24 protein-coding genes and 1 pseudogene are annotated in these 21,107 nt (G+C 68.7%); 19 read left to right on the forward strand and 6 right to left on the reverse strand.

What is annotated here, in order from left to right; all coding sequences use genetic code 11:
* The first annotated feature begins 56 nt into the window (after nucleotides 1-56).
* The 5 genes from sufB (at nucleotide 57) to ASG60_RS07970 (ending at nucleotide 5,901) form a co-directional block, all read left to right on the forward strand.
* Entirely contained in the window at nucleotides 57-1,526 is a 1,470-nt protein-coding gene (gene sufB, locus ASG60_RS07950; RefSeq protein ID WP_056174903.1) for a Fe-S cluster assembly protein SufB, read from the forward strand.
* 491 nt (nucleotides 1,527-2,017) lie between these two features.
* A complete protein-coding gene (gene sufC / locus ASG60_RS07955; protein ID WP_056174905.1) occupies nucleotides 2,018-2,770 on the forward strand; it encodes a Fe-S cluster assembly ATPase SufC in 753 nt (250 codons plus the stop codon).
* Between the two features lie 2 nt (nucleotides 2,771-2,772).
* Nucleotides 2,773-4,095 carry a Fe-S cluster assembly protein SufD gene (sufD, locus tag ASG60_RS07960; RefSeq protein WP_056174908.1) on the forward strand — a complete coding sequence of 441 codons (1,323 nt, stop codon included), beginning with the start codon at nucleotides 2,773-2,775 and terminating at the stop codon, nucleotides 4,093-4,095.
* A gap of 74 nt (nucleotides 4,096-4,169) precedes the next feature.
* The gene (locus ASG60_RS07965; protein WP_056174910.1) at nucleotides 4,170-5,414 is read left to right on the forward strand and encodes a cysteine desulfurase; all 1,245 of its coding nucleotides are present in this window, start codon (nucleotides 4,170-4,172) and stop codon (nucleotides 5,412-5,414) included.
* A gap of 106 nt (nucleotides 5,415-5,520) precedes the next feature.
* A complete protein-coding gene (locus ASG60_RS07970) occupies nucleotides 5,521-5,901 on the forward strand; it encodes an SUF system Fe-S cluster assembly protein (RefSeq protein ID WP_056095958.1) in 381 nt (126 codons plus the stop codon).
* Nucleotides 5,902-5,907: 6 nt separating this feature from the next.
* On the opposite strand, the gene ASG60_RS23400 is transcribed toward ASG60_RS07970, so the two are convergent.
* Nucleotides 5,908-6,195 (reverse strand): Uma2 family endonuclease, encoded by a 288-nt coding sequence (locus tag ASG60_RS23400; protein WP_244476607.1) that lies wholly within the window; start codon nucleotides 6,193-6,195, stop codon nucleotides 5,908-5,910.
* A 45-nt stretch (nucleotides 6,196-6,240) separates the two neighbouring features.
* Between ASG60_RS23400 and ASG60_RS23405 the strand changes: the two genes are divergently transcribed.
* Nucleotides 6,241-6,387, forward strand: a complete 147-nt coding sequence (locus ASG60_RS23405) for a hypothetical protein (protein WP_244476608.1) — start codon at nucleotides 6,241-6,243, stop codon at nucleotides 6,385-6,387.
* A 235-nt stretch (nucleotides 6,388-6,622) separates the two neighbouring features.
* The gene (locus tag ASG60_RS07980) at nucleotides 6,623-7,015 is read left to right on the forward strand and encodes an iron-sulfur cluster assembly accessory protein (protein ID WP_056174912.1); all 393 of its coding nucleotides are present in this window, start codon (nucleotides 6,623-6,625) and stop codon (nucleotides 7,013-7,015) included.
* Between the two features lie 55 nt (nucleotides 7,016-7,070).
* Here ASG60_RS07980 and ASG60_RS07985 read toward each other — a convergent pair whose 3' ends face one another.
* Both ASG60_RS07985 and ASG60_RS07990 read right to left on the reverse strand, forming a co-directional pair.
* Nucleotides 7,071-8,126: a GGDEF domain-containing protein gene (locus ASG60_RS07985; protein WP_056174914.1), complete on the reverse strand. Its 1,056-nt coding sequence runs from the start codon at nucleotides 8,124-8,126 to the stop codon at nucleotides 7,071-7,073.
* Between the two features lie 206 nt (nucleotides 8,127-8,332).
* Complete coding sequence (locus ASG60_RS07990) at nucleotides 8,333-9,862, reverse strand: DEAD/DEAH box helicase (protein ID WP_056384918.1); 1,530 nt, start codon at nucleotides 9,860-9,862, stop codon at nucleotides 8,333-8,335.
* A gap of 321 nt (nucleotides 9,863-10,183) precedes the next feature.
* Here ASG60_RS07990 and ASG60_RS07995 point away from each other — a divergent pair, with 321 nt between their 5' ends.
* The 4 genes from ASG60_RS07995 to ASG60_RS08010 all read left to right on the forward strand — a co-directional run bounded on the left by ASG60_RS07995 (nucleotide 10,184) and on the right by ASG60_RS08010 (nucleotide 12,931).
* Nucleotides 10,184-10,954, forward strand: a complete 771-nt coding sequence (locus ASG60_RS07995) for an aspartate/glutamate racemase family protein (protein WP_056384920.1) — start codon at nucleotides 10,184-10,186, stop codon at nucleotides 10,952-10,954.
* An 86-nt stretch (nucleotides 10,955-11,040) separates the two neighbouring features.
* Nucleotides 11,041-11,658, forward strand: coding sequence for a hypothetical protein (locus ASG60_RS08000; protein ID WP_056384922.1), 618 nt, complete (start codon nucleotides 11,041-11,043; stop codon nucleotides 11,656-11,658).
* Nucleotides 11,645-12,064 carry a transcriptional regulator gene (locus tag ASG60_RS08005; protein WP_056384924.1) on the forward strand — a complete coding sequence of 140 codons (420 nt, stop codon included), beginning with the start codon at nucleotides 11,645-11,647 and terminating at the stop codon, nucleotides 12,062-12,064. Before ASG60_RS08000 ends, ASG60_RS08005 begins: the two co-directional genes overlap by 14 nt.
* A gap of 174 nt (nucleotides 12,065-12,238) precedes the next feature.
* Entirely contained in the window at nucleotides 12,239-12,931 is a 693-nt protein-coding gene (locus tag ASG60_RS08010) for a di-trans,poly-cis-decaprenylcistransferase (protein WP_056174925.1), read from the forward strand.
* A 30-nt stretch (nucleotides 12,932-12,961) separates the two neighbouring features.
* Here ASG60_RS08010 and ASG60_RS08015 read toward each other — a convergent pair whose 3' ends face one another.
* Entirely contained in the window at nucleotides 12,962-13,276 is a 315-nt protein-coding gene (locus tag ASG60_RS08015) for a hypothetical protein (protein WP_056174928.1), read from the reverse strand.
* Nucleotides 13,277-13,749: 473 nt separating this feature from the next.
* On the opposite strand from ASG60_RS08015, the gene ASG60_RS22590 reads away from it, so the two are divergent.
* The 4 genes and pseudogenes from ASG60_RS22590 (at nucleotide 13,750) to ASG60_RS08025 (ending at nucleotide 15,760) form a co-directional block, all read left to right on the forward strand.
* Nucleotides 13,750-13,917, forward strand: coding sequence for a hypothetical protein (locus tag ASG60_RS22590; protein ID WP_156398838.1), 168 nt, complete (start codon nucleotides 13,750-13,752; stop codon nucleotides 13,915-13,917).
* A gap of 25 nt (nucleotides 13,918-13,942) precedes the next feature.
* A complete protein-coding gene (locus ASG60_RS08020; protein WP_244476609.1) occupies nucleotides 13,943-14,719 on the forward strand; it encodes a porin family protein in 777 nt (258 codons plus the stop codon).
* 5 nt (nucleotides 14,720-14,724) lie between these two features.
* A pseudogene (locus tag ASG60_RS23410) lies at nucleotides 14,725-14,819 on the forward strand (porin family protein); the annotation flags it as partial.
* Nucleotides 14,820-15,043: 224 nt separating this feature from the next.
* Nucleotides 15,044-15,760, forward strand: a complete 717-nt coding sequence (locus ASG60_RS08025; protein WP_056384926.1) for a DUF2076 domain-containing protein — start codon at nucleotides 15,044-15,046, stop codon at nucleotides 15,758-15,760.
* A gap of 123 nt (nucleotides 15,761-15,883) precedes the next feature.
* Here ASG60_RS08025 and ASG60_RS21895 read toward each other — a convergent pair whose 3' ends face one another.
* The gene (locus tag ASG60_RS21895; protein ID WP_056384928.1) at nucleotides 15,884-16,759 is read right to left on the reverse strand and encodes a L,D-transpeptidase; all 876 of its coding nucleotides are present in this window, start codon (nucleotides 16,757-16,759) and stop codon (nucleotides 15,884-15,886) included.
* A 240-nt stretch (nucleotides 16,760-16,999) separates the two neighbouring features.
* Between ASG60_RS21895 and ASG60_RS08035 the strand changes: the two genes are divergently transcribed.
* From ASG60_RS08035 to moaD, 4 genes are all read left to right on the forward strand, one after another.
* Nucleotides 17,000-17,740 (forward strand): protein phosphatase CheZ, encoded by a 741-nt coding sequence (locus ASG60_RS08035; protein ID WP_056169668.1) that lies wholly within the window; start codon nucleotides 17,000-17,002, stop codon nucleotides 17,738-17,740.
* Between the two features lie 129 nt (nucleotides 17,741-17,869).
* Entirely contained in the window at nucleotides 17,870-19,861 is a 1,992-nt protein-coding gene (gene uvrC / locus ASG60_RS08040) for an excinuclease ABC subunit UvrC (protein WP_056170636.1), read from the forward strand.
* Nucleotides 19,862-19,930: 69 nt separating this feature from the next.
* Nucleotides 19,931-20,530 (forward strand): CDP-diacylglycerol--glycerol-3-phosphate 3-phosphatidyltransferase, encoded by a 600-nt coding sequence (gene pgsA / locus ASG60_RS08045; protein ID WP_056169670.1) that lies wholly within the window; start codon nucleotides 19,931-19,933, stop codon nucleotides 20,528-20,530.
* 11 nt (nucleotides 20,531-20,541) lie between these two features.
* Nucleotides 20,542-20,793, forward strand: coding sequence for a molybdopterin converting factor subunit 1 (gene moaD, locus ASG60_RS08050; RefSeq protein WP_056169674.1), 252 nt, complete (start codon nucleotides 20,542-20,544; stop codon nucleotides 20,791-20,793).
* 22 nt (nucleotides 20,794-20,815) lie between these two features.
* Here moaD and ASG60_RS08055 read toward each other — a convergent pair whose 3' ends face one another.
* On the reverse strand, nucleotides 20,816-21,037 hold the full coding sequence (locus ASG60_RS08055) for a DUF2093 domain-containing protein (RefSeq protein ID WP_056169677.1): 222 nt from the start codon (nucleotides 21,035-21,037) through the stop codon (nucleotides 20,816-20,818).
* Between the last annotated feature and the right edge of the window lie 70 nt (nucleotides 21,038-21,107).

Consider the following 21,107-nt stretch of genomic DNA (forward strand, 5'->3'; position numbering starts at 1 on the left):
AACCATTTCTCGCGAACACGCCCGGCCCTTGACGCCGGGTCGATCAGGAGACGCCAATGCCTGCCGTGCAGGAAACCATCGACCGGGTCCGATCCATCGACCTCGACCAGTACAAGTATGGATTCGAGACCACCATCGAGATGGAGAAGTCCGAAAAGGGCATCTCCGAGGACGTGATCCGCTTCATCTCGGCCAAGAAGGAAGAGCCCGAGTGGATGCTCGCCTGGCGCCTCGACGCCTACAAGCGCTGGCAGACCATGCAGGAGCCCGACTGGGCCCGGGTCTCCTATGACAAGGTCGACTACAAGGATATTTATTACTATGCGGCCCCGAAGCGGCCTGCCGCCATGTCCTTGGATGAAATCGATCCAGAAATTCTGAAAACGTACGAAAAACTCGGCATTCCGCTCCGCGAGGTCGAGGTGCTGGAGGGCATCGCCCCCGAGCGCCGGGTCGCCGTCGACGCGGTGTTCGACTCGGTCTCGGTGGCTACCACCTTCAAGGCCGAACTGTCGAAGGCCGGCGTGATCTTCATGCCGATCTCGGAAGCCATCCGCGAGTATCCGGACCTCATCAAGAAGTACCTCGGCTCGGTCGTGCCCGTGACCGACAACTTCTTCGCGACGCTCAACTCGGCGGTCTTCTCCGACGGATCGTTCGTCTACATTCCGCCGGGCGTACGCTGCCCGATGGAGCTGTCGACCTATTTCCGCATCAACGAGCGCGACACCGGCCAGTTCGAGCGGACCCTGATCATCGCCGACAAGGGTAGTTACGTCTCGTACCTCGAGGGCTGCACCGCCCCGAAGCGCGACGACAACCAGCTCCACGCGGCCGTGGTCGAGCTCGTTGCCCTCGACGACGCCGAGATCAAGTACTCGACGGTCCAGAACTGGTATCCGGGCGACAACGACGGCAAGGGCGGCATCTACAACTTCGTCACCAAGCGCGGCGATTGCCGGGGCGCCAACTCGAAGATCTCGTGGACGCAGGTCGAGACCGGCTCGGCGATCACCTGGAAGTACCCGTCCTGTATCCTGCGCGGCGACAATTCGCGGGGCGAGTTCTACTCCATCGCCGTGTCGAACGGCATGCAGCAGGTCGATTCCGGCACCAAGATGATCCATCTGGGCAAGAACACCACCAGCCGGATCATCTCGAAGGGCATCTCGGCCGGACGCTCGCAGAACACCTACCGGGGCCTCGTCTCGGCGCACCGCAAGGCGACGGGCGCGCGCAACTTCACCAACTGCGACTCGCTCCTCATCGGCGACCAGTGCGGCGCGCACACCGTGCCCTATATCGAGTCGAAGAATTCCTCCGCGCAGTTCGAGCACGAGGCCACCACCTCGAAGATCTCGGAAGACCAGATGTTCTACTGCCAGCAGCGTGGCCTCTCCAACGAGGAGGCGACCGCGCTCATCGTCAACGGCTTCGTCCGCGACGTGCTGCAGCAGCTGCCGATGGAGTTCGCCGTCGAGGCCCAGAAGCTGATCTCGATCAGCCTCGAAGGTTCGGTGGGCTGAATAATGCGTGCGGCCTCCGCAGCTGCCTTGGGACTTTTGTGGACCGTCAGTCACGCTTTTCCGTGTGACTGCCCCTTCCCAAAAAGCCTTCAGACGGATGCGGAGCGCTCGGCGTATCGGCTTGAGCAAGCCTCTGTTGTGGCGACGGTACGCGTAACCGATGTTCGTCTTCGGACAGCAGACCTCGACGACCCGAAGGCTATTGGCAACGCAACGGTTATCAAGTGGGTCAAGGGGCATGGTCCTAAGGCGCTCAGACTGGTTTCCTATGGGGCGGACGAAGGTGCAAATTGCGGCCTTGCTTCAACGCTCTTCAACGCAGCGTCGCAAAAAAGATTGCTGACTGTACAGCTTCATCAGGATTCGACCCGAAAGGGGTCTTTTTGGATTGGCAATTGCAGTTACAACAAACTGGATGAATTCGGCAGCGCATCCCTGAACCGTTAGGTTCGGATAGATGGCTTCAAGAAAATAAAGATCGGACTAAAAGCATGATCGAAATCAAGAACCTCACCGTCGCCATCGAGGACAAGCAGATCCTCAACGGTCTCAACCTCACCGTGAAGGACGGCGAGGTCGCTGCCATCATGGGGCCGAACGGCTCGGGCAAGTCGACTCTCTCGTACGTCATCGCGGGGAAAGAGGACTACGAGGTCACCAGCGGCGAGATCCTCCTCGACGGCGTGAACATCCTCGAGATGAGCCCCGACGAGCGCGCCGCGAGCGGCGTGTTCCTGGCGTTCCAGTATCCCCTGGAGATCCCGGGCGTCGGCACCATGACCTTCCTCAAGGCGACGCTCAACGCCCAGCGCCGGGCGCGCGGCGAGGGCGAGCTGACGACGCCGGACTTCATCCGCAAGGTGAACGCGGCGGCTGAAAAGCTGGAGATCAACAAGGAGATGCTCAAGCGCGCCCTCAACGTCGGGTTCTCCGGCGGCGAGAAGAAGCGCATGGAGATCCTGCAGATGGCCCTCTTGGAGCCGAAGTTCTGCGTGCTCGACGAGACCGATTCCGGCCTCGACATCGATGCCCTGCGCATCGTTTCCGGCGGCGTGAACGCGCTCCGTGCACAGGGCCGCTCGTTCCTCGTCATCACCCACTACCAGCGCCTGCTCGACTACATCGTGCCGGACGTGGTCCACGTCATGTCGCAGGGCCAGATCGTGAAGTCGGGCGACAAGGATCTCGCCAAGGCCCTCGAAGCGTCGGGCTACGCCGAGTACCGCACCGGCGAGGCCGCCTGATCATGGCCGACATCACCCCCCTCCGCACCGCGGCCGAGACCGGGCTGTCCAAGCTCTTCGAAGCCACCAGGATGAAGTACCCCACGGGCGTGTCCATCGCCCGCGAGGAGGCGTTCCGCTACTTCGAGGCGGTCGGCCTGCCCACCCGCCGCGTCGAGGCGTTCAAGTACACGGATCTCCGCTCGGCGTTCCGCGATGCCGCCCATCCGGCGGAGATGCCCTCGGCCGAGACCGCCAAGGCGGCGTCCGCCGAGGCCAAGGGCTTTGCCGGGATCGAGGCCGTGCGCCTCACCTTCGTCAACGGCCATCTCATCGAGGCCGAATCCGACCTCACCCGCATTCCGGCCGGCATCACCGTGACGCCGCTCACGCAAGCCCTGACCGATGGGGATGCACGCCTCGCGCAGCTGACCCCGGTGAAGCAGGCCTCCGAAAACGCGATCTATCAGCTCAACACCGCCTTCCTGGCGGACGGTGCGCTGATCTCGGTGGAGGCCGGCGCCAAGGTCGAGACGCCGCTGCATCTGCGCTTCATCGGCACCGGCACGGAGGCCTATTCGACCGCCACGCGCGTGCTCGTGACCCTGGGTGAGGGCGCGGAGGCGCTGATCCTCGAGAGCCACGAGGGGCCGGACGGCATCGCTTACCAGCCCAACGACGCCGTGGACGTGGTCATCGGCGATCGCGCCACCTTCCGGCACGCGCGCCTCAATGCGGAAGGCCGCGAGGCCGTGGCGCTCTCGACCCTGTCGGCCCGGCTCGGTGCCGAGTCCGCCATCGAGACCGTCAACGTGGTGGTGGGCGCCGTGCTCTCGCGCCATCAGGTCTACCTCAACTTCGCCGGGGCCGACGCCCGCGCGGTAGTCAACGGCGCCGCCATGCTCAACGGCAAGCAATTGGCCGACACCACCTTCCTCGCCGACCACGCCGCCACAGGCGGGGTCAGCCGTGAGCTGTTCAAGACCGTAGTGGACGGGGCCGCCACGGGCGTGTTCCAGGGCAAGATCATCGTCCAGCAGGCGGCCCAGCAGACCGACGGCAAGATGATGTCGGCCTGCCTCATCCTGTCCGACGAAGGGCAGATGATGAACAAGCCCGAGCTCGAGATCTTCGCCGACGACGTCGCCTGCGGCCACGGCGCCACCTGCGGGGCCCTCGACGACGATCTCCTGTTCTACCTCATGCAGCGCGGGCTGCCGAAGGCGGAAGCCGAAAGCCTACTGGTCCAGGCCTTCCTGGGGGCTGCCATCGAGTCGGTCGGCCACGAGGGCGCCCGCGCGGCGCTGATCGGCACCGTCGAGGCGTGGTTGAAGGCGCGCGGCTGAGCGCACCCTGCCAAGACCCTCCCCCCGCAGAAGGGGGGAGGGTCGCGCACGTCCGACACCCAACAGGTATCGCCATGAACGCACCCGTCCCGAACACCCCCTACGACGTCCAGGCGATCCGGGCGGAGTTCCCGATCCTGGCCCAGAAAGTCTACGGCAAGCCCCTGGTCTATCTCGACAACGCGGCCTCCTCGCAGAAGCCGCGCGCGGTCATCGACGCCATGGTGGGCTGCATGGAGACCGGCTACGCCAACGTCCATCGCGGGCTGCACTTCATGGCGAACGCCGCGACCGAGGGCTTCGAGGGCGCGCGCGAGACCACCCGGCAGTTCCTCAACGCCGACTCTACCGACGAGATCATCTTCACGCGCAACGCCACGGAGGCCTACAACCTCGTGGCCTCGTCCATGGGGCTGCTCGGCCAGATCGGCGAGGGCGACGAGATCATCCTCTCGATCATGGAGCACCATTCCAACATCGTGCCCTGGCACTTTTTGCGGGAACGACGCGGTGCGGTGATCAAGTGGGCGCCCGTCGACGACGAGGGCAACTTCCTCGTCGAGGAATACGAGAAGCTCTTCTCGCCCCGCACGAAAATGGTGGCGATCACGCACATGTCGAACGTGCTCGGCACGGTGACGCCGGCGGCCGAGATCGTGCGCATCGCCCATGCGCACGGCGTGCCGGTGCTCCTCGACGGGGCTCAGAGCGCGGTCCACCAGCCCATCGACGTGAAGGCGCTCGATTGCGACTTCTTCGTCTTCACCGGGCACAAGGTGTACGGGCCGACCGGCATCGGCGTGCTCTACGGCAAGAAGGAATGGCTGGAGCGCCTGCCCCCCTACCAGGGCGGCGGCGAGATGATCCGCACGGTCGCCCAAGACTCCATCACCTACAACGACCCGCCCCACCGCTTCGAGGCGGGCACGCCGGCGATCGTCGAGGCGGTCGGCCTCGGCGCGGCGCTGGAATTCATGATGACCCTCGGCCGCGAGAACATAGCCGCGCATGAGGCGTCGCTCCTCGCCTACGCGCAGGAGCGGCTCGGAGCGATGAACTCCGTGCGGATGATCGGTACGGCCAAGGACAAGGGCGGCGTCATCGCCTTCGAGATGAAGGGCGCGCATGCCCACGACATCGCCACGGTGATCGACCGCTACGGCGTCGCCATCCGGGCCGGGACCCACTGCGCCATGCCGCTGCTGACGCGCTTCGGTGCGACCTCCACCTGTCGCGCCTCGTTCGGACTGTATAACACCAGGGAAGAGGTGGACGCCCTCGCCGAGGCCCTGGCCAAGGCCGAGATGATGTTCGCCTGATCGGGAATCTCAGCGGCGGGCCCGCCGCAAGCGCGACTGCGCGCCGCCGCCCGGGCGGCGCATGTCGGGGATCGGACACGATCCCCGACCCTCACGAGGACCAACCATGAGCGATTCAGCCATCACCGGCGGGGCCAACACCCCCGCCATCGCCAGCGCCTCGGCGATCCCGCCGGAGGAGCTCGACCGTCTCACCGACGACATCGTGGCGGCGCTGAAAAGCGTCTACGATCCGGAGATCCCGGCCGACATCTACGAGCTCGGCCTGATCTACAAGGTCGACATCGCCGACGACCGCACGGTCGCCATCGACATGACCCTGACCGCCCCGGGCTGTCCCGTGGCCGGTGAGATGCCGGGCTGGGTCGAGACCGCGGTCGCGGCCGTGCCGGGCGTCCAGGCCTGCGCCGTCACCATGGTGTTCGATCCGCCGTGGGATCAGAGCCGCATGTCCGACGAGGCCCGCGTCGCCCTGGACATGTGGTAGTGGCGTTCAGCCTTCGCTGGCGAGATCCCGGCGCGCCGGGAAGGTGAGCCCGTCGTAGATGTCGGGCAGGTCGATAGCGGCCTCCAGCCCCTCGAAGGTCTCGATCTCCCAGCCGTCCGCGCCGCGCCGGTAGAGCAGGGCCTGCGGCGTCACGGTCTCGACGAGCAGGATGGTGGCCAGCGTCGGGTGGCGCTTGTACTCCTCGACCTTGCGGGTCTGATCGATCGTCGTGGTCGAGGGCGACGCCACCGCCACGACGAGCCTGGGCTCGCGCGCCTCGTCGGTATCGGGCACCAGGGGGCGTACTCGACCATCACGTCGGGCCGACGGAGGCCCCGGATGCTGGTCCGGACCGGGATGTCGGCCGTCGTCGGGCGGCAGGATTTCCTGCGCATCTGCGTTCCCAAACTCACGATGATGTTCACCGTCGCCCGGTCGTGCTGCATGCTCGCCCCGGTCATCATCCGGTATCGCGGCACCGGGTGACCGTCGACGAGTTCATAGAGTTCGTCCTGGTCGCGCTGCCGGACGAAGAAATCCTCGGGCGTCATGCTGAGGCGTGCGGCATCGGCCATGGTGGTTCCTCGATCCGGCCAGTCTAGCACGCGGCATCGGCACCTGCGTGAGGGGTGGTAGACCACGGCCCGCGCAATCCTTATCTTAACCGCGTCCGATCACCCTCAACCGCCCGGGCCTTGAACCCGGCTGCCGGAGAGACCCCATGGCTTCGAATTTCAAAGTCCTCTCGCTCACCGACGCGGCGGCGACGCGGATCAAGGCGATCATCGCCGATGCCGACCGTCCCATCGCCGGCCTGCGGGTGGGCGTGAAGAACGGCGGCTGCGCCGGCATGTCCTACACCATGGAATACGCGGACGGGCAGAAGCCCGGCGAGGACATGGTCGAGGATCGTGGCGTGAAGGTCTTCGTCGATCCGAAGGCGCTGCTGTTCCTGCTCGGCACCCAGATGGACTTCACCTCCACCAAGCTCGCTTCGCAGTTCGTGTTCAACAACCCGAACCAGACCTCGGCCTGCGGCTGCGGCGAGTCCGTGGCGATCACGCCCGTGAACCCCGAGGCCGTCGCCCCGGCCGCCGCACGCGCCTCAGCCTGAGGCCCTGAGCGGGTCTCGCTAGAGCGGCCGCCTGCTTGGCCCCTCCTGTCGGGTGTCAGGCGACGTCAGGCAGGGGCAGCGGTTCGGCGTCGTCCACCGTGCGGTTGCGGCCGTCGCGCTTTGCCCTGAACATGCATTGGTCCGCTCGCTCCAGCAGCGACACGGCGGTGTCCGTGGAACGCGCGGCGGCAACCCCCAGGGAGATGGTGATCTTGCCGAGCGACTCCCCCGTGGAGCGCTTGACGAGGTCGCGTCCCATCACGCTGGCGCGGACCTTCTCGGCCAGGACACAGGCCTCGGCCCGGTCCGTTCCGGGCAGAAGGATGCCGAATTCCTCGCCGCCGAAGCGCGCCAGGGTGGCGCGGGCGGTGATGTGCTCGCGCATCACCAGGGCGACGAGGCGCAGGACCTGATCGCCCGTGAGGTGACCGTAGACGTCGTTGAAGCGTTTGAAGAAGTCGACGTCGATGACGATGAGGCTCGCCGGTGCCCGGTCGGCCACGGATTCCTCGACCATGGCGTGCAGGCTCTCCTCGAACTGCTTGCGGTTCGACAGGCCCGTGAGCGGGTCGGTGAGGCTCTCGAGGCGGGTCGCCTCCAGGGTCTCGCGCAGGGATTCGATCTCCTTGCGGCTCTCGCGCATGCGTGCCTCGAGGGCACGGTTGTTGGACGTCACCTCGCGGGTGGTGGCCACGAGGGCGCCGACGATTTCGTGGACGCGGGCCCGGTCCAGTCCCGAGCCGCCGAGATCGTCCGACAGGATCCGCAGGGATTCGCCGTACTGCGCCGTGGACCCCAGCGAGAGGTCGAGCACCTCCATGACGCCCTCGATCTCGGAGAGCACCGTGCTGCTCGTGCGCTCGGCCGCGCGCGCCAGGCGCTCCCCGTCGAGATAGGTTTCGTAGAGGGTGTCGATGTCGGAATCGAGCAGGGCGCCCTTCGCCGTGAGACGCTTGACGGCTTCGTTCATCGTGGGCTGCAGGCCGGACACGTAGGTGTACCAGACCGTGTAGGCCCGCGGCGTCGCCGAAGGGCCGTACTCCCGCATCAGCGCATTGGCCCGTTCGGCCAGCGCAAAGGTCCGATCCCGGTCACCCTGACTGCCGCCCATTGTCCGTCCAACCACGCGATCGTTCCCGGCCTCTCGCCGACCGGGGGAGAGCCGAAGGCGCACCCTATCCGGTAGATCGTGGAGAGGCCGTTAAGAGCCGCGGACCTCCTCCCGTTTCGCGGGTAATGGCACCCGTTTCACGGGTGCTTCGGCCCAAACTCGGGTCGCGGGAGGACGGCTGTCCGTCGGCTTCCGGGGCCGGGCGGTTATTTGGGCGTCTTGATCACGGCCGGGCGCAGGAGGAAGGCCGGAACGTGCGAGCCGAGGCCGACGGGCGTCTCGCCGTCATCCTCGTCACCGCGGCGTCGGGGCGCAGGCCGGCGCTCGTCGCGCCGCGGCTCCGTGCGCTGGGGAGCGGGCTCGCGGGGCCGGCTCGGCACCGGTGCGACGACGGTCTCGGGCACGGCCTCGACCGTCGGGGCCGGTCCGCGCTCGGGGCTGCCCCGGCGGGCACCGCCCTTGCGCGCCCGCGGCTCGGACCGGGCGGGATCGCGCGCAGCCTCGCCACCGCCCCGGCGGCGCAGGGTCTCGCCGGACTTGCCGCGATGGCGAGTCCGGGTCGGCGCGTCCTCGCTCGCCGGAGCGGCGGCGGAGGGTTCCGGCAGGGCACCGAGGTCGCCCTCGGCCCAGGGGATCGGCTGGCCGATCAGGCTCTCGATGGCGGTGATGGAGCGCTCGTCGGAGCGGGTCACCAGGGTGAAGGCGTGGCCGGCGCGACCGGCGCGCCCCGTGCGGCCGATGCGGTGGACGTAATCCTCCGGGTGGTGGGGCACGTCGAAGTTGAAGACGTGGCTCACGGCCGGGATGTCGAGGCCGCGGGCGGCGACGTCGGAGGCCACCAGCAGCGGAACCTCGCCGGAGCGGAAGCCGTCCAGCGCGATGGTGCGAGCGCGCTGGTCCATGTCGCCGTGGAGCGCCGCGACGTTGAAGCCGTGGCTCGCGAGGGACTTCTGCAGGAGCGCCACGTCGCGCTTGCGGTTGCAGAAGATGATGCCGTTGTTGAGCTCGGCCTCGCCCCGGATGAGCCGGCGCAGGAGGTCGCGCTTCTCGTGGCCCTCGGAGCCCGTGGCGACCAGCTTCTGCACGATGGTCTCGGCGGTGGAGGCGGGCCGGGCCACCTCGATCCGCTGGGGCGTATGCAGGAACATGTCGGCCAGCCGCTCGATCTCCGGCGGCATGGTGGCCGAGAAGAACAGGGTCTGCCGGGTGAACGGCACCATCTTCACGATGCGCTCGATGTCGGGGATGAAGCCCATGTCGAGCATCCGGTCGGCCTCGTCGATGACGAGGAGCTCGACGCCCGTGAGCAGGAGCTTGCCGCGCTCGAAATGGTCGAGGAGCCGGCCCGGCGTGGCGATGAGCACGTCGGTGCCGCGCATGAGCTTGGCGTCCTGGTCGGCGAAGGAGACGCCGCCGATGATGAGCGCCACGTTGAGCTTGTGGTTGACGCCGTAGCGATCGAAATTCTCCACCACCTGGGCGGCGAGTTCACGCGTCGGCTCCAGGATGAGGGTGCGCGGCATGCGGGCGCGGGCGCGGCCGTTCTCCAGCAGGGTCAGCATGGGCAGCGTGAAGGCCGCCGTCTTGCCGGTGCCGGTCTGGGCGATGCCCAGCACGTCGCGCCGGGCCAGCACATGGGGGATGGCCTGGGCCTGGATCGGCGTCGGCTCGGTGTACCCGGCCGCCGTGACGGCCTGAAGGACCTTGTCGCTCAATCCGAGGTCGGCAAAAGACATATTCTATGAGAACCGTTGCGCGCGGGAAATCGACCGACCGGCGCGGAGTGCATCGACACGGCGACGGCTTCAAGGGGCGGTTTCGACACACGACCCGCCGCGCACACGCGTTGCGGGGACACTTAGAGCCTCGTGCCGGCTTGTCAATCGAGCCGGCGGTGCGGCGGAGATTTATCCACGCCGTCGGCCCGGGGCTCTCGAGCGAAGCCGGCCTCTTGCCCAGCCCGGCCTCTTGCCCAACCCGGCCTCTTGCCAACGGCGCGATGCCTGCAGCACCGTCGCTCCGACGGCCGGCGATGCTGCGGCGGAGAGGGGTGAGCGATGTCCCACGGCGTATCGACGATCGTCCGCGCGAGCGAACGTCCCCCGCGGATCCTCCTCATCAATCCCAACACCACGCAATGGGTCACCGATCTGGTGGCGGGTCATGTCCGGGGAATCGCCGGCGGGGCGGCCGAGATCGTGGCCGTGACCGGACGCTTCGGCGCCCGCTACATCGCGAGCCGGGCGGCCTCCGCCATCGCCGGCCACGCCGCCCTCGATGCCCTGGCGGCGCATGTCGACGGGTGCGACGCGGTCTACCTCGCCTGCTTCGGCGATCCGGGGCTGATGGCCCTGCGCGAAGTCTCGCGGGTGCCGGTGGTCGGCATGGCCGAGGCCGCCTGCCGCGCGGCCTGCGGGGCCGGCGGACGCTTCGCCATCGTCACGGGTGGGGTCCTGTGGGGGCCGATGCTGACGGAGTTCGTCGCCACCCTCGGCCTGTCCGACCGGTTGGCCTGCGTCCGCACCGTCGCCCCGACGGGCGGCGAGATCGCCGCCGATCCCGATGCGGCCCTGAGCCAGCTCGCCGCCGCCTGCCGCGCCTGCGCCGAGGCGGACGGCGCCGAGGCCGTGATCCTGGGCGGCGCGGCCTTGGCCGGTCTCGCCGCGCGCATCCAGCCCGCCGTTCCCGTACCGGTTCTCTGCTCGGTGGAGGCCGGCACCCGGGCGGTGCTGGCCGCCGCCGGGGCAGGGGGGCTCGGGAGGGCCGCCCCCACCCTCGCGAGTACCGGCCTGTCCCCGGCCCTCGCGGCGCTCCTCGGGGGCGCCTGACACCCGGACTTTGCATGGCAAAGAAAGCCCTTGCGTCGGCTTTGCGAGGCCGTATACTTTGCACCATAGAGTTTGAGAGGCGTGGCATGACCGATCTCGACAAGGCCCTGGCCGACATCATCGCCATCCGCTCGCAGCTCGTGCGCGGCACCGCCTTCAGCGGCTACGGCCCGGCGGCCTTCGCGGCCACCGCCGGGCTGGCCCTCGCCACCGCCACGGCGCAGACCCTTCTGCTCGACGATCCGGATGCGCGGCCGCTGCTGTTCTTCGGGGCCTGGGTCGCCACGGCCGTCATCGCCCTCGGCCTCGTCGGGGCGGAAATGCGGGCCCGTGCCCGCCGACACACGGGCGGTCTCGGGGATGCGATGATCCACGACGCCGTGGAGCAGTTCCTGCCGGCGGGGGCGGCCGGGGCGCTCCTCGCCCTGGTCCTCGCGCGGGTCTCGCCCGAAAGCCTGTGGCTGCTGCCGGGCCTGTGGCAGGTGCTCGTCAGCCTCGGCATCTTCGCCGGGGTCCGGGTCATGCCGCGCGGCGTCGCCCTCGTGGCGGCCTGGTACCTCGTCGCGGGCCTCGCGGTGCTCGTGGTCACGGGCTGGGAGCGCAGTCTCTCACCCTGGGCGATGGGTCTGCCCTTCGCCGTCGGCCAGGGCCTGATGGCGCTGGTGGTCCGTGCCGCTTCGGAGGCCGACGATGCCGAGATCTGACACCCCGCCCGCCCCAATTCCCCCCCAGGACGTCCCCGGCACCGACGCCCCGTTCGCCTATGACGGGCTCGACCGGGTCATCCACGAGAAGGCCCGCCTCGGCCTCCTCACCTCGCTCATCGCCCATCCGAAGGGGCTCGCCTTCGCCAGCCTGAAGCAGCTGTGCGGCCTCACGGACGGCAATCTCAGCCGCCACCTCCAGGTGCTGCAGGAGGCCGGCCTCGTGGAGATCCGCAAGGGTTACGACCGCAACCGGCCCCAGACCACCTGCGGCCTGACGGCCGCCGGGCGCCGGCGCTTCCTCGACTACCTCGCCGTCCTGGAACGCGTGGTGCGCGATGCCGCCGAGGCGGCCCGGGACGCAGAGGGAACCGCCGCGCCCGGCGGCCGGCCCCGGCCGGCCTAGATTATCCCACGAGGATTACCCCACGGGACTCCCGGTCCCTGCCGGCTCCCGCCCTGCGTCCAACGGTGCGGCGGGAGTCTCATGAGGGACGCCCGGCCGCCGCCCGACCGGATCCCGGACACACCCACCTTCACGCGCCAGGAAACTTTCCTTCACGCGCCAGGAAACTTTACGATGCAAAGCGTTCCGCAAGCCGGCCTTCACGTCGGCATCATCATGGACGGCAACGGCCGTTGGGCCACGGCGCGGGGCCTGCCCCGGGCCCTGGGCCACAAGGCCGGAGTCGCGGCGATCCGTCGTGTCGTGGAGGCGGCGCCGGCCCAGGGCATCGCCACCCTGACGCTCTACGCCTTCTCCGGCGACAACTGGCGTCGTCCGCCGGACGAGGTCGCCGCGCTCATGGGCCTGCTGCGGCGCTACCTCCGGGAGGAGGCGGGACGCCTCGCCCGGGCCGGGGTGCGCCTCGACGTGATCGGCCGGCGGGACCGCCTGCCCGACGGCATCGCCGAGGCCATCGGGCAGGCCGAGGCCCTGACGGCGGCCGGCACCGCCCTGCACCTTCGCATCGCCGTCGATTACTCCGCTCGCGCCGCGATCCTGGCCGCCGCCGCCCAGGCCGGCACGCCGTCCGCCGCCGAGTTCGGGCACCGCGTCAGCGGCGGCCCCGTGCCGGATGTCGATCTCGTCATCCGCACCAGCGGCGAGCAGCGCCTCTCGGACTTCCTGCTCTGGGAAAGCGCGTATGCCGAGCTGTACTTCACGCAGCGGCACTGGCCGGATTTCGACGGAAGCGATCTTGCCGTCGCGCTTCGATCCTTCGCGAGCCGGCAGCGACGGTTCGGCGGCCTCGCCGCCGAAGCCGCCTGAACCGTGCGCCGTGGCCGCGCCCGTCCCGTGTCAGCGCCTGAGATCCGACGCCGTGCAGGGATCGAGGGTGGTGCGGGCCGCGACCGCGCCGATGGAGCCCGTGGTCTCGGGGTCCATGACGTCCGCCCGTGCCTCGCGCTGGCGCAGGGTCCCGCTCTCCACGGCACGCGAGAGGTACTGGGTCGTACCCAGCGCGACGAGTCCGAGGGTCAGGCACACCTTGATCGTCCAGGGCAGGAGCGTGCCGGGCCGCCGGGCCACGGGCTCGTCCCGCTCCTCGAGGGGATCCTCGGCCCGGGGAATGTCGATGTAACGGCTGGGAGGAAGCATGGCGGGGGCGATCATCGGTCTGGCGGCCCGGTCGGGCCGATCGAGGCCTATTCTCGCTGGACACGGTTAAGAGAGCCTCATGCCGAGGCCGACGCCGTTCATCTCCGGCTTGCCCGTTTGCGCGACGCAAGACCTGCGGGCACTCGTCCAGGATGGGCGCAGCCCAGGGGCCGGCGCAGAGCCAGCATTAAAAAACAAATGGGTCGGCCTGCGTGGCAAGATCATGCCAAGGACAGGATCCGGTCAAGAAGACGTGTGCAGGCCTTGAATTCCTCGATCCCCCGTCAGGGCGGTCCTATCCTTAGGATTCTGTCAATGTGCGCCGGAACACCGACGGATCCGGGTCGGGGTGACCTGCGGCTAACCTTTACCCTTCGTTGAGATGTGCTGGGTTATCCGATGCTCATGTTGCAGGAAAGCGACAGACCTCGCGGCGTCCAGGGACTACAAGCGCGCCGGCTTTCGCCAATCCAGAACCGAGTACCCCGATGAAAAGACTGCTTCTCGCCACGACCGTCCTCGCCGGCCTGACCGCCGTCGCCTCGGCCGCCGACCTTCCGCGCCGCGCGGCTCCGCCGGTGTTCGTGCCGGTGCCGGTGTTCACCTGGACGGGCTTCTACGCCGGTTTCAACGCCGGTTACGGCTTCGACGCCTGACCTTCCGCGCCGYGCGGCTCCGCCGGTGTTCGTGCCGGTGCCGGTGTTCACCTGGACGGGCTTCTACGCCGGTTTCAACGCCGGTTACGGCTTCGACGCCTCCAGCAACAGCGCCCCGACCGTCATCGGCGTGAACAGCGCCAGCACCCTGGTCCKKCCGGGCACCACCCAGGCGATCGCCTTCGGCAACGGCCGCAGCAACGACGGCTTCGTCGGCGGTGGYCAGATCGGCTACAACTACCAGTTCACCCCGGGCTCCGGCGTCGTCGTCGGTGTCGAGGCCGACGCCCAGTACGTCGACTTCGGGCGTGAGCGGAACCGCTTCTCCGCCACCGGCCCCCTCGCCGCCCAGCAGGTGTTCAACCCGGCCGGCGTCTCCAGCCTCGACTACTTCGGCACCGTCCGCGGTCGCCTCGGCTACGCCTTCGACCGCACCCTCGTGTACGGCACCGGCGGCTTCGCCTACGGTTCGGGCGGCGGACGCGAGTTCGGCCTGAACAGCGGCAGCCGCGACAGCTTCCAGACCGGCTGGGCTGCCGGCGGTGGCATCGAGTACGCGCTCCCCACGGATTCGTTCTTCAACTTCTTCAAGTCCTCGGCCGTGACGTTCAAGGTCGAAGGCCTGTACGTCAACCTCGAGCAGAACAACCGCAACGCCGGCGCCTTCGCCGTCAACAACGCCGGCGCGACCATCTTCACCAACAGCCCCGGCGTCGTCCTGGCCAGCGGTGGCCGTCAGGTCCGCGACACCGAGTTCGCCGTCGTCCGCGCCGGCCTGAACTACAAGTTCGGCTCGTACTAGGACCNCCGGCGTCGTCCTGGCCAGCGGTGGCCGTCAGGTCCGCGACACCGAGTTCGCCGTCGTCCGCGCCGGCCTGAACTACAAGTTCGGCTCGTACTAGGACCCGACCGGCRCTCCCTCGGAGCGCCACCGGACTCCCGTCATCGTGAGAAGCCCGGCCGAAAGGCCGGGCTTTTTCGTGTTCCGGCGCACGCCCGTGACGGATCGATGCATCCGAACGGCGGAGTTTGCGTTGAGCCCCTGACAAAAGCCCACGGCGTTCCCCATCTGTGAACCGCTCGCGCGGTGAGAACGCCGCCGGCTTGGCCCCAGGAGGACAACTCCATGAACAGCGAAGAACGCGACGTCATCGGCGGCATTTTCCAGCGCCTGGAGCAGGCGGCGAGCCAGCCCCGCGATCTCGAAGCCGAGCGCTTCATCGCCGACAAGCTGCGCGCCCAGCCCTACGCACCCTACGCGATGGCGCAGCTCATCTACGTGCAGGAGGAGGCGATCAAGAGCCTCAACCAGCAGCTCGAACAGGCCAAGCAGGCAGGCCAGCAGCAGCCCCAGGGCGGCGGCGGGTTCCTGTCCAGCATCTTCGGCGGCGGGTCCTCGCGCCAGGAGCCGCAGCGTCCGGCCGGTCAGGCCTGGGGCAGCCCCGGCCAGCAGCAGCCGGGCTATGGCCAGCCGCAGCCCGGTTACGGCCAGCAGCCGGGCTATGGCGGTCCGCAGCAGGGCGGCCCGTGGGGCGGCCAGCAGCAGGCGGCCCCGACGCGCGGCGGCGGCTTCATGGCGACCGCGCTGCCGATGGCGGCGGGTGCGGCCGGCGGCATGCTCCTCGGAAGCGCCCTGTCGAACGCCTTCGCGGGCGGCCATTCCTCCCTCGGCAGCGCGGCAGCGGCCGGTCTGCCGGCCTCCGGTGCTGCGGCGGGCGGTGATTCCGACCTCGGCTCGGCCTTGGGCGGCGGCGGCGACTTCCAGGAGGCGTCGTTCGGCGGTGATGCGGGCGACGATTTCGGCGGCGACCTCGGCGGCGGTGGCGACGACGACTGGGTGTGAGATCGGCTCCGGCCGCCCCCTCCGGGCGGCCGGGCTTCGATTCCCGAAAGGATCGGCTCCGGGTAAGGGGCCGATCCTTTCTGCGTTTCGAGGGGCTTCGTTCCCGCGCCCGTCTGCCTGCCTTCAGAGCACCTCGACGCGGGTGCCCACGGGGGTGCGCTCGTACAGATCGATGACGTCCTCGTTCATCATCCGGATGCAGCCCGACGAGACCGATTGGCCGATGGTGTGCGGCTCGTTGGTGCCGTGAATGCGATAGAGCGACGAACCGAGGTAGAGCGCCCGCGCGCCGAGCGGGTTGCCGGGCCCTCCGGCCATGTGGCGCGGCAGGTCGGGACGGCGCCGGATCATCTCCGACGGCGGGGTCCAGTCGGGCCATTCCCGCTTCTGGCTGATGGACTTGAGGCCCGACCAGGCGAAGCCCGGGCGGCCGACGCCGATGCCGTAGCGGATCGCCTTCCCGCCGGGCTGGACGAGGTAGAGGAATTTCCCCGGCGTATCGACCACGATGGTGCCGGGACGCTGGCCGCCGTCATACGCAACGACCTGACGGGCGAAGCGCGGGTCCGCTGCCCGGCCGATGGTTTCGGCACCCTGCTGTCCGTAGGCCGGCCCCGGCTCACGCCCATAGGCCTCGGGCGCACGCCCATAGGCTTCGGAAGGACGCCCGTACATCTGCGGTGTGCGTCCGGACTCCTCCGGGCGCGCTTCGACCGGCGGCAGGGCGGCGAGGCGGACCCGCGGCGGCACGGGGACGGCCGGCGGCATGGCTTCGGGCACACGGTCCCCCGACGAGAGACGGCGCATGGGCGCCGCCTCGTAGCGGCTCCCGGCCGGTGCAGGGGGCGGGGCATCGCTCATCAGGAATTCGATGAGGCCGCCGCCGTAGCGGCCCGGCGCCGCCTGCGCCGCCGCCGGGCTGGCCCCCACGGTGATTCCCATGGCGATTCCCATGGCCAACGCCACGCCGGCCATGGCCACGCACCCTTCGATCCGCATGATCTACCCCCGACACACCTGACCCGATGGGGTCCCGTCTCGGGCCAGGATCGCGTCGGGCGGGTCGGCGTCCGGTGAAGGAACGTGGTGAATCCTTCACGAGACCGGTCCTCGACGGCGCCGGAACCGATTCAGCGTGAACGGGTGGTAAAGGTTGCCCAACCGTTGCGGCATTCAAGAAATGGCAACCAGTTTGGCCGATGGTCCCTTCGCTGAACTCTGGCGGGCTTGATCTCACCGATGACCACGAAACGTTACCGCATCGAAGACAGCCTCGGCCTCGCCGCGAGCGCTCCCACGCCCGCACCGGAGGCGGCCGTCGCGTCCGAGGCGGTGGCCCTCAACAACACCCGCCTCGAAGAGATCCTGTCGGCGATCCAGGACCTGCGCCGCGTCACCCAGACGAGCACCGTGGAGACGGTGGAGGCCTGCCGGCGCGAGCTGAGCGAGGCCTTCGCCATGCGCTCCGAGCTCGACATCATGAAGGATGCGATCACCCGCACCAAGCAGGAGATCGCGACCCTCTACCGCTCTGAGAACACCGGCAAGGGCATGCGGCGGGTGGCGGGCGAGCTCGACGCCGTGGTCGATTCCACCGAGCAGGCCACGAGCACGATCCTCGGCGCCATCGAGGAGATCGAAACCAACGCCAGCATGCTGCGCGCCATGACCACCACCATGGCGGGGCGCGAGAACATCGACGCCATCCTCGAGCGCGTGGTCGTCGCCTTCGAGGCGTGCAACTTCCAGGATCTCACCGGCCAGCGCATCAACAAGATCGTCGGCGTGCTGAAATTCATCGAGGAACACCTCGACCGGATGATCGACGCCTGGGGCGGCCTCGACACCTTCAGCGAGCTCCTCGGCGTCAACGGTGGCAAGATCGACATCGAGGACGAGAACTCGCTCCTCAACGGGCCGAAGCTTGACGGCGATGCCGGCCACGTCGACCAGGGCGACATCGACGCGCTGTTCGACTGATCGCCCCTTCCCTCGCGAATCCACGCGGCTTAGATCAGGCCCATGAGCCGCGAAAAGAGCCGCGAAACCAAACGCGAGACCCCGAACGGCCAGAGCCTCGGGGACGCTCCGCCGGAGGATCTCGACGCCATGGACGAGGCGGAGGACGCCTCCGAACTCGCTCCGGACGACGACGCGCCCGAAATCGACTTCGATTTCGAGGAGGGCGCGGTCAAGGCCGGGACGGAGATCATCCGCCGGTTCTGGACCACCCTGCCCTCGGGCCCGGGCGTCTACCGGATGTTCGATGCCAAGGGCGACGTGCTCTACGTCGGCAAGGCGAAGAACCTGAAGGCCCGGGTCGGCTCCTATGCCCGCGGGCAGGCGCATTCGAACCGCATCGCCCGGATGATCTCGCAGACGGCGGCGATGGAGTTCGTCACCACCGCCACGGAGACCGAGGCGCTGCTGCTCGAGGCCAACCTCATCAAGCAGCTGAAGCCGCGCTTCAACGTGCTGATGCGGGACGACAAGTCGTTCCCCTACATCCTCGTCACGGCCGATTCCGAAGCCCCGCAGATCGTCAAGCATCGCGGCGCCCGCCGGCGCAAGGGCAGCTATTACGGGCCGTTCGCCAACGTCTGGGCCGTCAACCGCACGGTCAACGCGCTCCAGCGCGCCTTCCTGCTGCGCACCTGCACGGACAGCTACTACGAGAACCGCACCCGGCCGTGCCTGCTCTACCAGATCAAGCGCTGCGCCGGTCCGTGCACGGGCGAGATCGCCCTGCCGGAGTACCAGGCGCTCGCCGACAACGCGAAGGCGTTCCTCGCCGGCAAGTCCAACGCCGTGAAGGACCGTATGCGCGAGGAGATGCAGGCGGCCTCGGAGGTGATGGAGTTCGAGCGCGCCGCCCGTTTTCGCGATCGGATCTCGGCCCTTTCGGCGATCCAGGGGACGCAAGGGGTCAACACCCAAGGCGTCGAGGAGGCCGACGTGTTCGCCCTCGACGAGCAGGCGGGGCAGTTCTGCATCGAGGTGTTCTTCTTCCGCAACTTCCAGAACTGGGGCAACCGCGCCTACTTCCCCAAGGCCGACCGCAGCATGACGGCCGACGAGGTGCTGGCCTCGTTCATGGGCCAGTTCTACGACGACAAGCCGGCCCCACGTCTCGTCCTCGTGTCCCACGTCATCGAGGATGCGGAGCTGCTCGCCGCCGCCCTGTCGAGCCGCACGGACTACCGGGTCGACATCCATCTGCCCCAGCGCGGCGAGCGCAAGAACCTCGTCGAGTATGCCCAGCGCAACGCCAAGGAGGCCCTGGGGCGGCGCCTCGCCGACACCGCCTCCCAGGGCAAGCTGCTGGTGGCCCTCGGGCAATCGTTCGGCTTGGCCGCCGCACCCCGGCGCATCGAGGTCTACGACAACTCGCACATCATGGGCACGAACGCGGTGGGCGGCATGATCGTCGCCGGGCCGACGGGCTTCGCCAAGACCCATTACCGCACCTTCAACATCAAGTCCGAGGAGCTGACCCCGGGCGACGATTACGGGATGATGCGCGAGGTGCTGCAGCGCCGCTTCAAGCGCCTCGTGAAGGAGAACCCGCGGACGCCCGCCCAGGCCGAAGCGGCGGATGGGGAGCCGGCGGCCGTCGCTGCGCCGGAGGCCGACACCGAGACCATGCCGGCCTGGCCCGATCTCGTCCTCATCGACGGCGGCAAGGGCCAGTTGGACGCCGCACGCACGGCCCTGGAGGAGATGGGCGTCACCGACGTGGCGCTGGTCGGCATCGCCAAGGGGCGCGACCGCGACGCCGGCCGCGAGACCTTCTTCGTGCCGGGGCGCCCGCCGTTCAAGCTGCCGCCGCGCGACCCGACCCTGTACTTCGTCCAGCGCCTGCGCGACGAGGCCCACCGCTTCGCCATCGGCACCCACCGGGCCAAGCGCAAGCGCGAGATGATGGTGAACCCGCTCGACGAGATCGCCGGCATCGGTCCGACGCGCAAGCGCGCGCTCCTGCACCATTTCGGAACCGTGAAGGCGATTCAGCGGGCGGCGTTCGAGGATCTGGCGAAGACGCCCGGCGTCAACGCCGCCACGGCCCGCGCCGTCTACGACTTCTTCCACGCCCAGACCTGAGGGCGCCGGACCAGCATGAGCGAGGCACAGCGGTTGACCCCCACTCCGCCCCATGGTTTCACCGCGCCGATGGAGCCGACCCCCACCCGCCGCCGTTCGCCGGCCTGGACGCTCGCGAACTGCCTGACCTACGGGCGGCTCGTGGCCGTGCCCATCGTCGTCGCCCTGCTGTACTGGCCCGTCGAGCACACGGCCCGGTTCGCGGCCCTCGGCGTCTACATCCTCGCCGCCATCACCGACTACCTCGACGGCTACGTGGCGCGGACCTACGACCAATCCTCGGCGCTCGGCCGCATGCTCGACCCCATCGCCGACAAGCTGCTGGTGGCCGCCTGCCTCCTCATGCTCACCGCCGACGGCACCATCCATGGCTGGACCCTGTGGGCCGCCATCGTGATCCTGTGCCGGGAGATCCTGGTCTCGGGCCTGCGCGAATATCTCGCCGAACTGAAGGTCGGCGTGCCGGTGAGCCGGGTCGCCAAGTGGAAGACCACCCTGCAGCTCGTGGCCATCGGTTTCCTCGTGGCGGGCCCGGCCGGCGAAACGATCCTGCCGGGCACGGTGCAGACCGGGACCTACCTGCTGTGGATCGCCGCCGCCCTGACGCTCTATACGGGGTGGGATTACATGCGGGCGGGTATCAAGCACGTCATCGACGACCCGCGCTGAGAGATGGTCTCATGAAGCTCGTCTACTTCGCCTGGGTGCGCGAACGCGTCGGCAAGGCCGAAGAGGTGGTGGACCTGCCGGGCGACCTCGCCACAGTGGCGGATCTCCTGCGCTGGCTGCGCGGCCGGGGCGAGGAATACGCCTACGCCTTCGAGGGGGACGGCGTCGTGCGCGTCGCCATCGATCGTGTTCACGCCAAGCCCGACGCGCCCCTGGCGGGCGCATCCGAGATCGCGTTCTTCCCGCCCATGACCGGCGGCTGAGAATAAGACCGGTGGCTGAGGATCAGCCCGCGACGGCGCGCTCGCGCAGGCGCTGCATCACCGCCTCCGGGGTCGCGTAGGCTTCCTGATGCACGGCGCTCCAGTAGCGCAGGGCGTCGAGTTCGATGGGCGCGCCCGTGACGGCGCAGCGCACGAAGCGGCCGGGCTTCACCACCCGCATGGTGCCGTCGCCGTACTCCACCGTCGCCTCGCCCGACGCACTCCGTTCAAACCGACCCAGCATCGCCGTCCGTCCCTGCCGCCATTCTCGTCCCTCGCGTCTTAAAAGGCCGGTGGCGCCCTGTCGATGATCC

The sequence above is a fragment of the Methylobacterium sp. Leaf469 genome, assembly GCF_001424745.1.
Lineage (GTDB): Bacteria > Pseudomonadota > Alphaproteobacteria > Rhizobiales > Beijerinckiaceae > Methylobacterium.

What these genes read in the sequence shown, in the direction of transcription:
- sufB (WP_056174903.1), top strand. Translation starts at nt 57, where the DNA reads ATGCCTGCCGTGCAGGAAACCATCGACCGGGTCCGATCCATCGACCTC.
- sufC (WP_056174905.1), top strand. Translation starts at nt 2,018, where the DNA reads ATGATCGAAATCAAGAACCTCACCGTCGCCATCGAGGACAAGCAGATC.
- sufD (WP_056174908.1), top strand. Translation starts at nt 2,773, where the DNA reads ATGGCCGACATCACCCCCCTCCGCACCGCGGCCGAGACCGGGCTGTCC.
- ASG60_RS07965 (WP_056174910.1), top strand. Translation starts at nt 4,170, where the DNA reads ATGAACGCACCCGTCCCGAACACCCCCTACGACGTCCAGGCGATCCGG.
- ASG60_RS07970 (WP_056095958.1), top strand. Translation starts at nt 5,521, where the DNA reads ATGAGCGATTCAGCCATCACCGGCGGGGCCAACACCCCCGCCATCGCC.
- ASG60_RS23405 (WP_244476608.1), top strand. Translation starts at nt 6,241, where the DNA reads ATGCTGGTCCGGACCGGGATGTCGGCCGTCGTCGGGCGGCAGGATTTC.
- ASG60_RS07980 (WP_056174912.1), top strand. Translation starts at nt 6,623, where the DNA reads ATGGCTTCGAATTTCAAAGTCCTCTCGCTCACCGACGCGGCGGCGACG.
- ASG60_RS07985 (WP_056174914.1), bottom strand. Translation starts at nt 8,126, where the DNA reads ATGGGCGGCAGTCAGGGTGACCGGGATCGGACCTTTGCGCTGGCCGAA.
- ASG60_RS07990 (WP_056384918.1), bottom strand. Translation starts at nt 9,862, where the DNA reads ATGTCTTTTGCCGACCTCGGATTGAGCGACAAGGTCCTTCAGGCCGTC.
- ASG60_RS07995 (WP_056384920.1), top strand. Translation starts at nt 10,184, where the DNA reads ATGTCCCACGGCGTATCGACGATCGTCCGCGCGAGCGAACGTCCCCCG.
- ASG60_RS08000 (WP_056384922.1), top strand. Translation starts at nt 11,041, where the DNA reads ATGACCGATCTCGACAAGGCCCTGGCCGACATCATCGCCATCCGCTCG.
- ASG60_RS08005 (WP_056384924.1), top strand. Translation starts at nt 11,645, where the DNA reads ATGCCGAGATCTGACACCCCGCCCGCCCCAATTCCCCCCCAGGACGTC.
- ASG60_RS08010 (WP_056174925.1), top strand. Translation starts at nt 12,239, where the DNA reads ATGCAAAGCGTTCCGCAAGCCGGCCTTCACGTCGGCATCATCATGGAC.
- ASG60_RS08015 (WP_056174928.1), bottom strand. Translation starts at nt 13,276, where the DNA reads ATGATCGCCCCCGCCATGCTTCCTCCCAGCCGTTACATCGACATTCCC.
- ASG60_RS22590 (WP_156398838.1), top strand. Translation starts at nt 13,750, where the DNA reads ATGAAAAGACTGCTTCTCGCCACGACCGTCCTCGCCGGCCTGACCGCC.
- ASG60_RS08025 (WP_056384926.1), top strand. Translation starts at nt 15,044, where the DNA reads ATGAACAGCGAAGAACGCGACGTCATCGGCGGCATTTTCCAGCGCCTG.
- ASG60_RS21895 (WP_056384928.1), bottom strand. Translation starts at nt 16,759, where the DNA reads ATGCGGATCGAAGGGTGCGTGGCCATGGCCGGCGTGGCGTTGGCCATG.
- ASG60_RS08035 (WP_056169668.1), top strand. Translation starts at nt 17,000, where the DNA reads ATGACCACGAAACGTTACCGCATCGAAGACAGCCTCGGCCTCGCCGCG.
- uvrC (WP_056170636.1), top strand. Translation starts at nt 17,870, where the DNA reads ATGGACGAGGCGGAGGACGCCTCCGAACTCGCTCCGGACGACGACGCG.
- pgsA (WP_056169670.1), top strand. Translation starts at nt 19,931, where the DNA reads ATGGAGCCGACCCCCACCCGCCGCCGTTCGCCGGCCTGGACGCTCGCG.
- moaD (WP_056169674.1), top strand. Translation starts at nt 20,542, where the DNA reads ATGAAGCTCGTCTACTTCGCCTGGGTGCGCGAACGCGTCGGCAAGGCC.
- ASG60_RS08055 (WP_056169677.1), bottom strand. Translation starts at nt 21,037, where the DNA reads ATGCTGGGTCGGTTTGAACGGAGTGCGTCGGGCGAGGCGACGGTGGAG.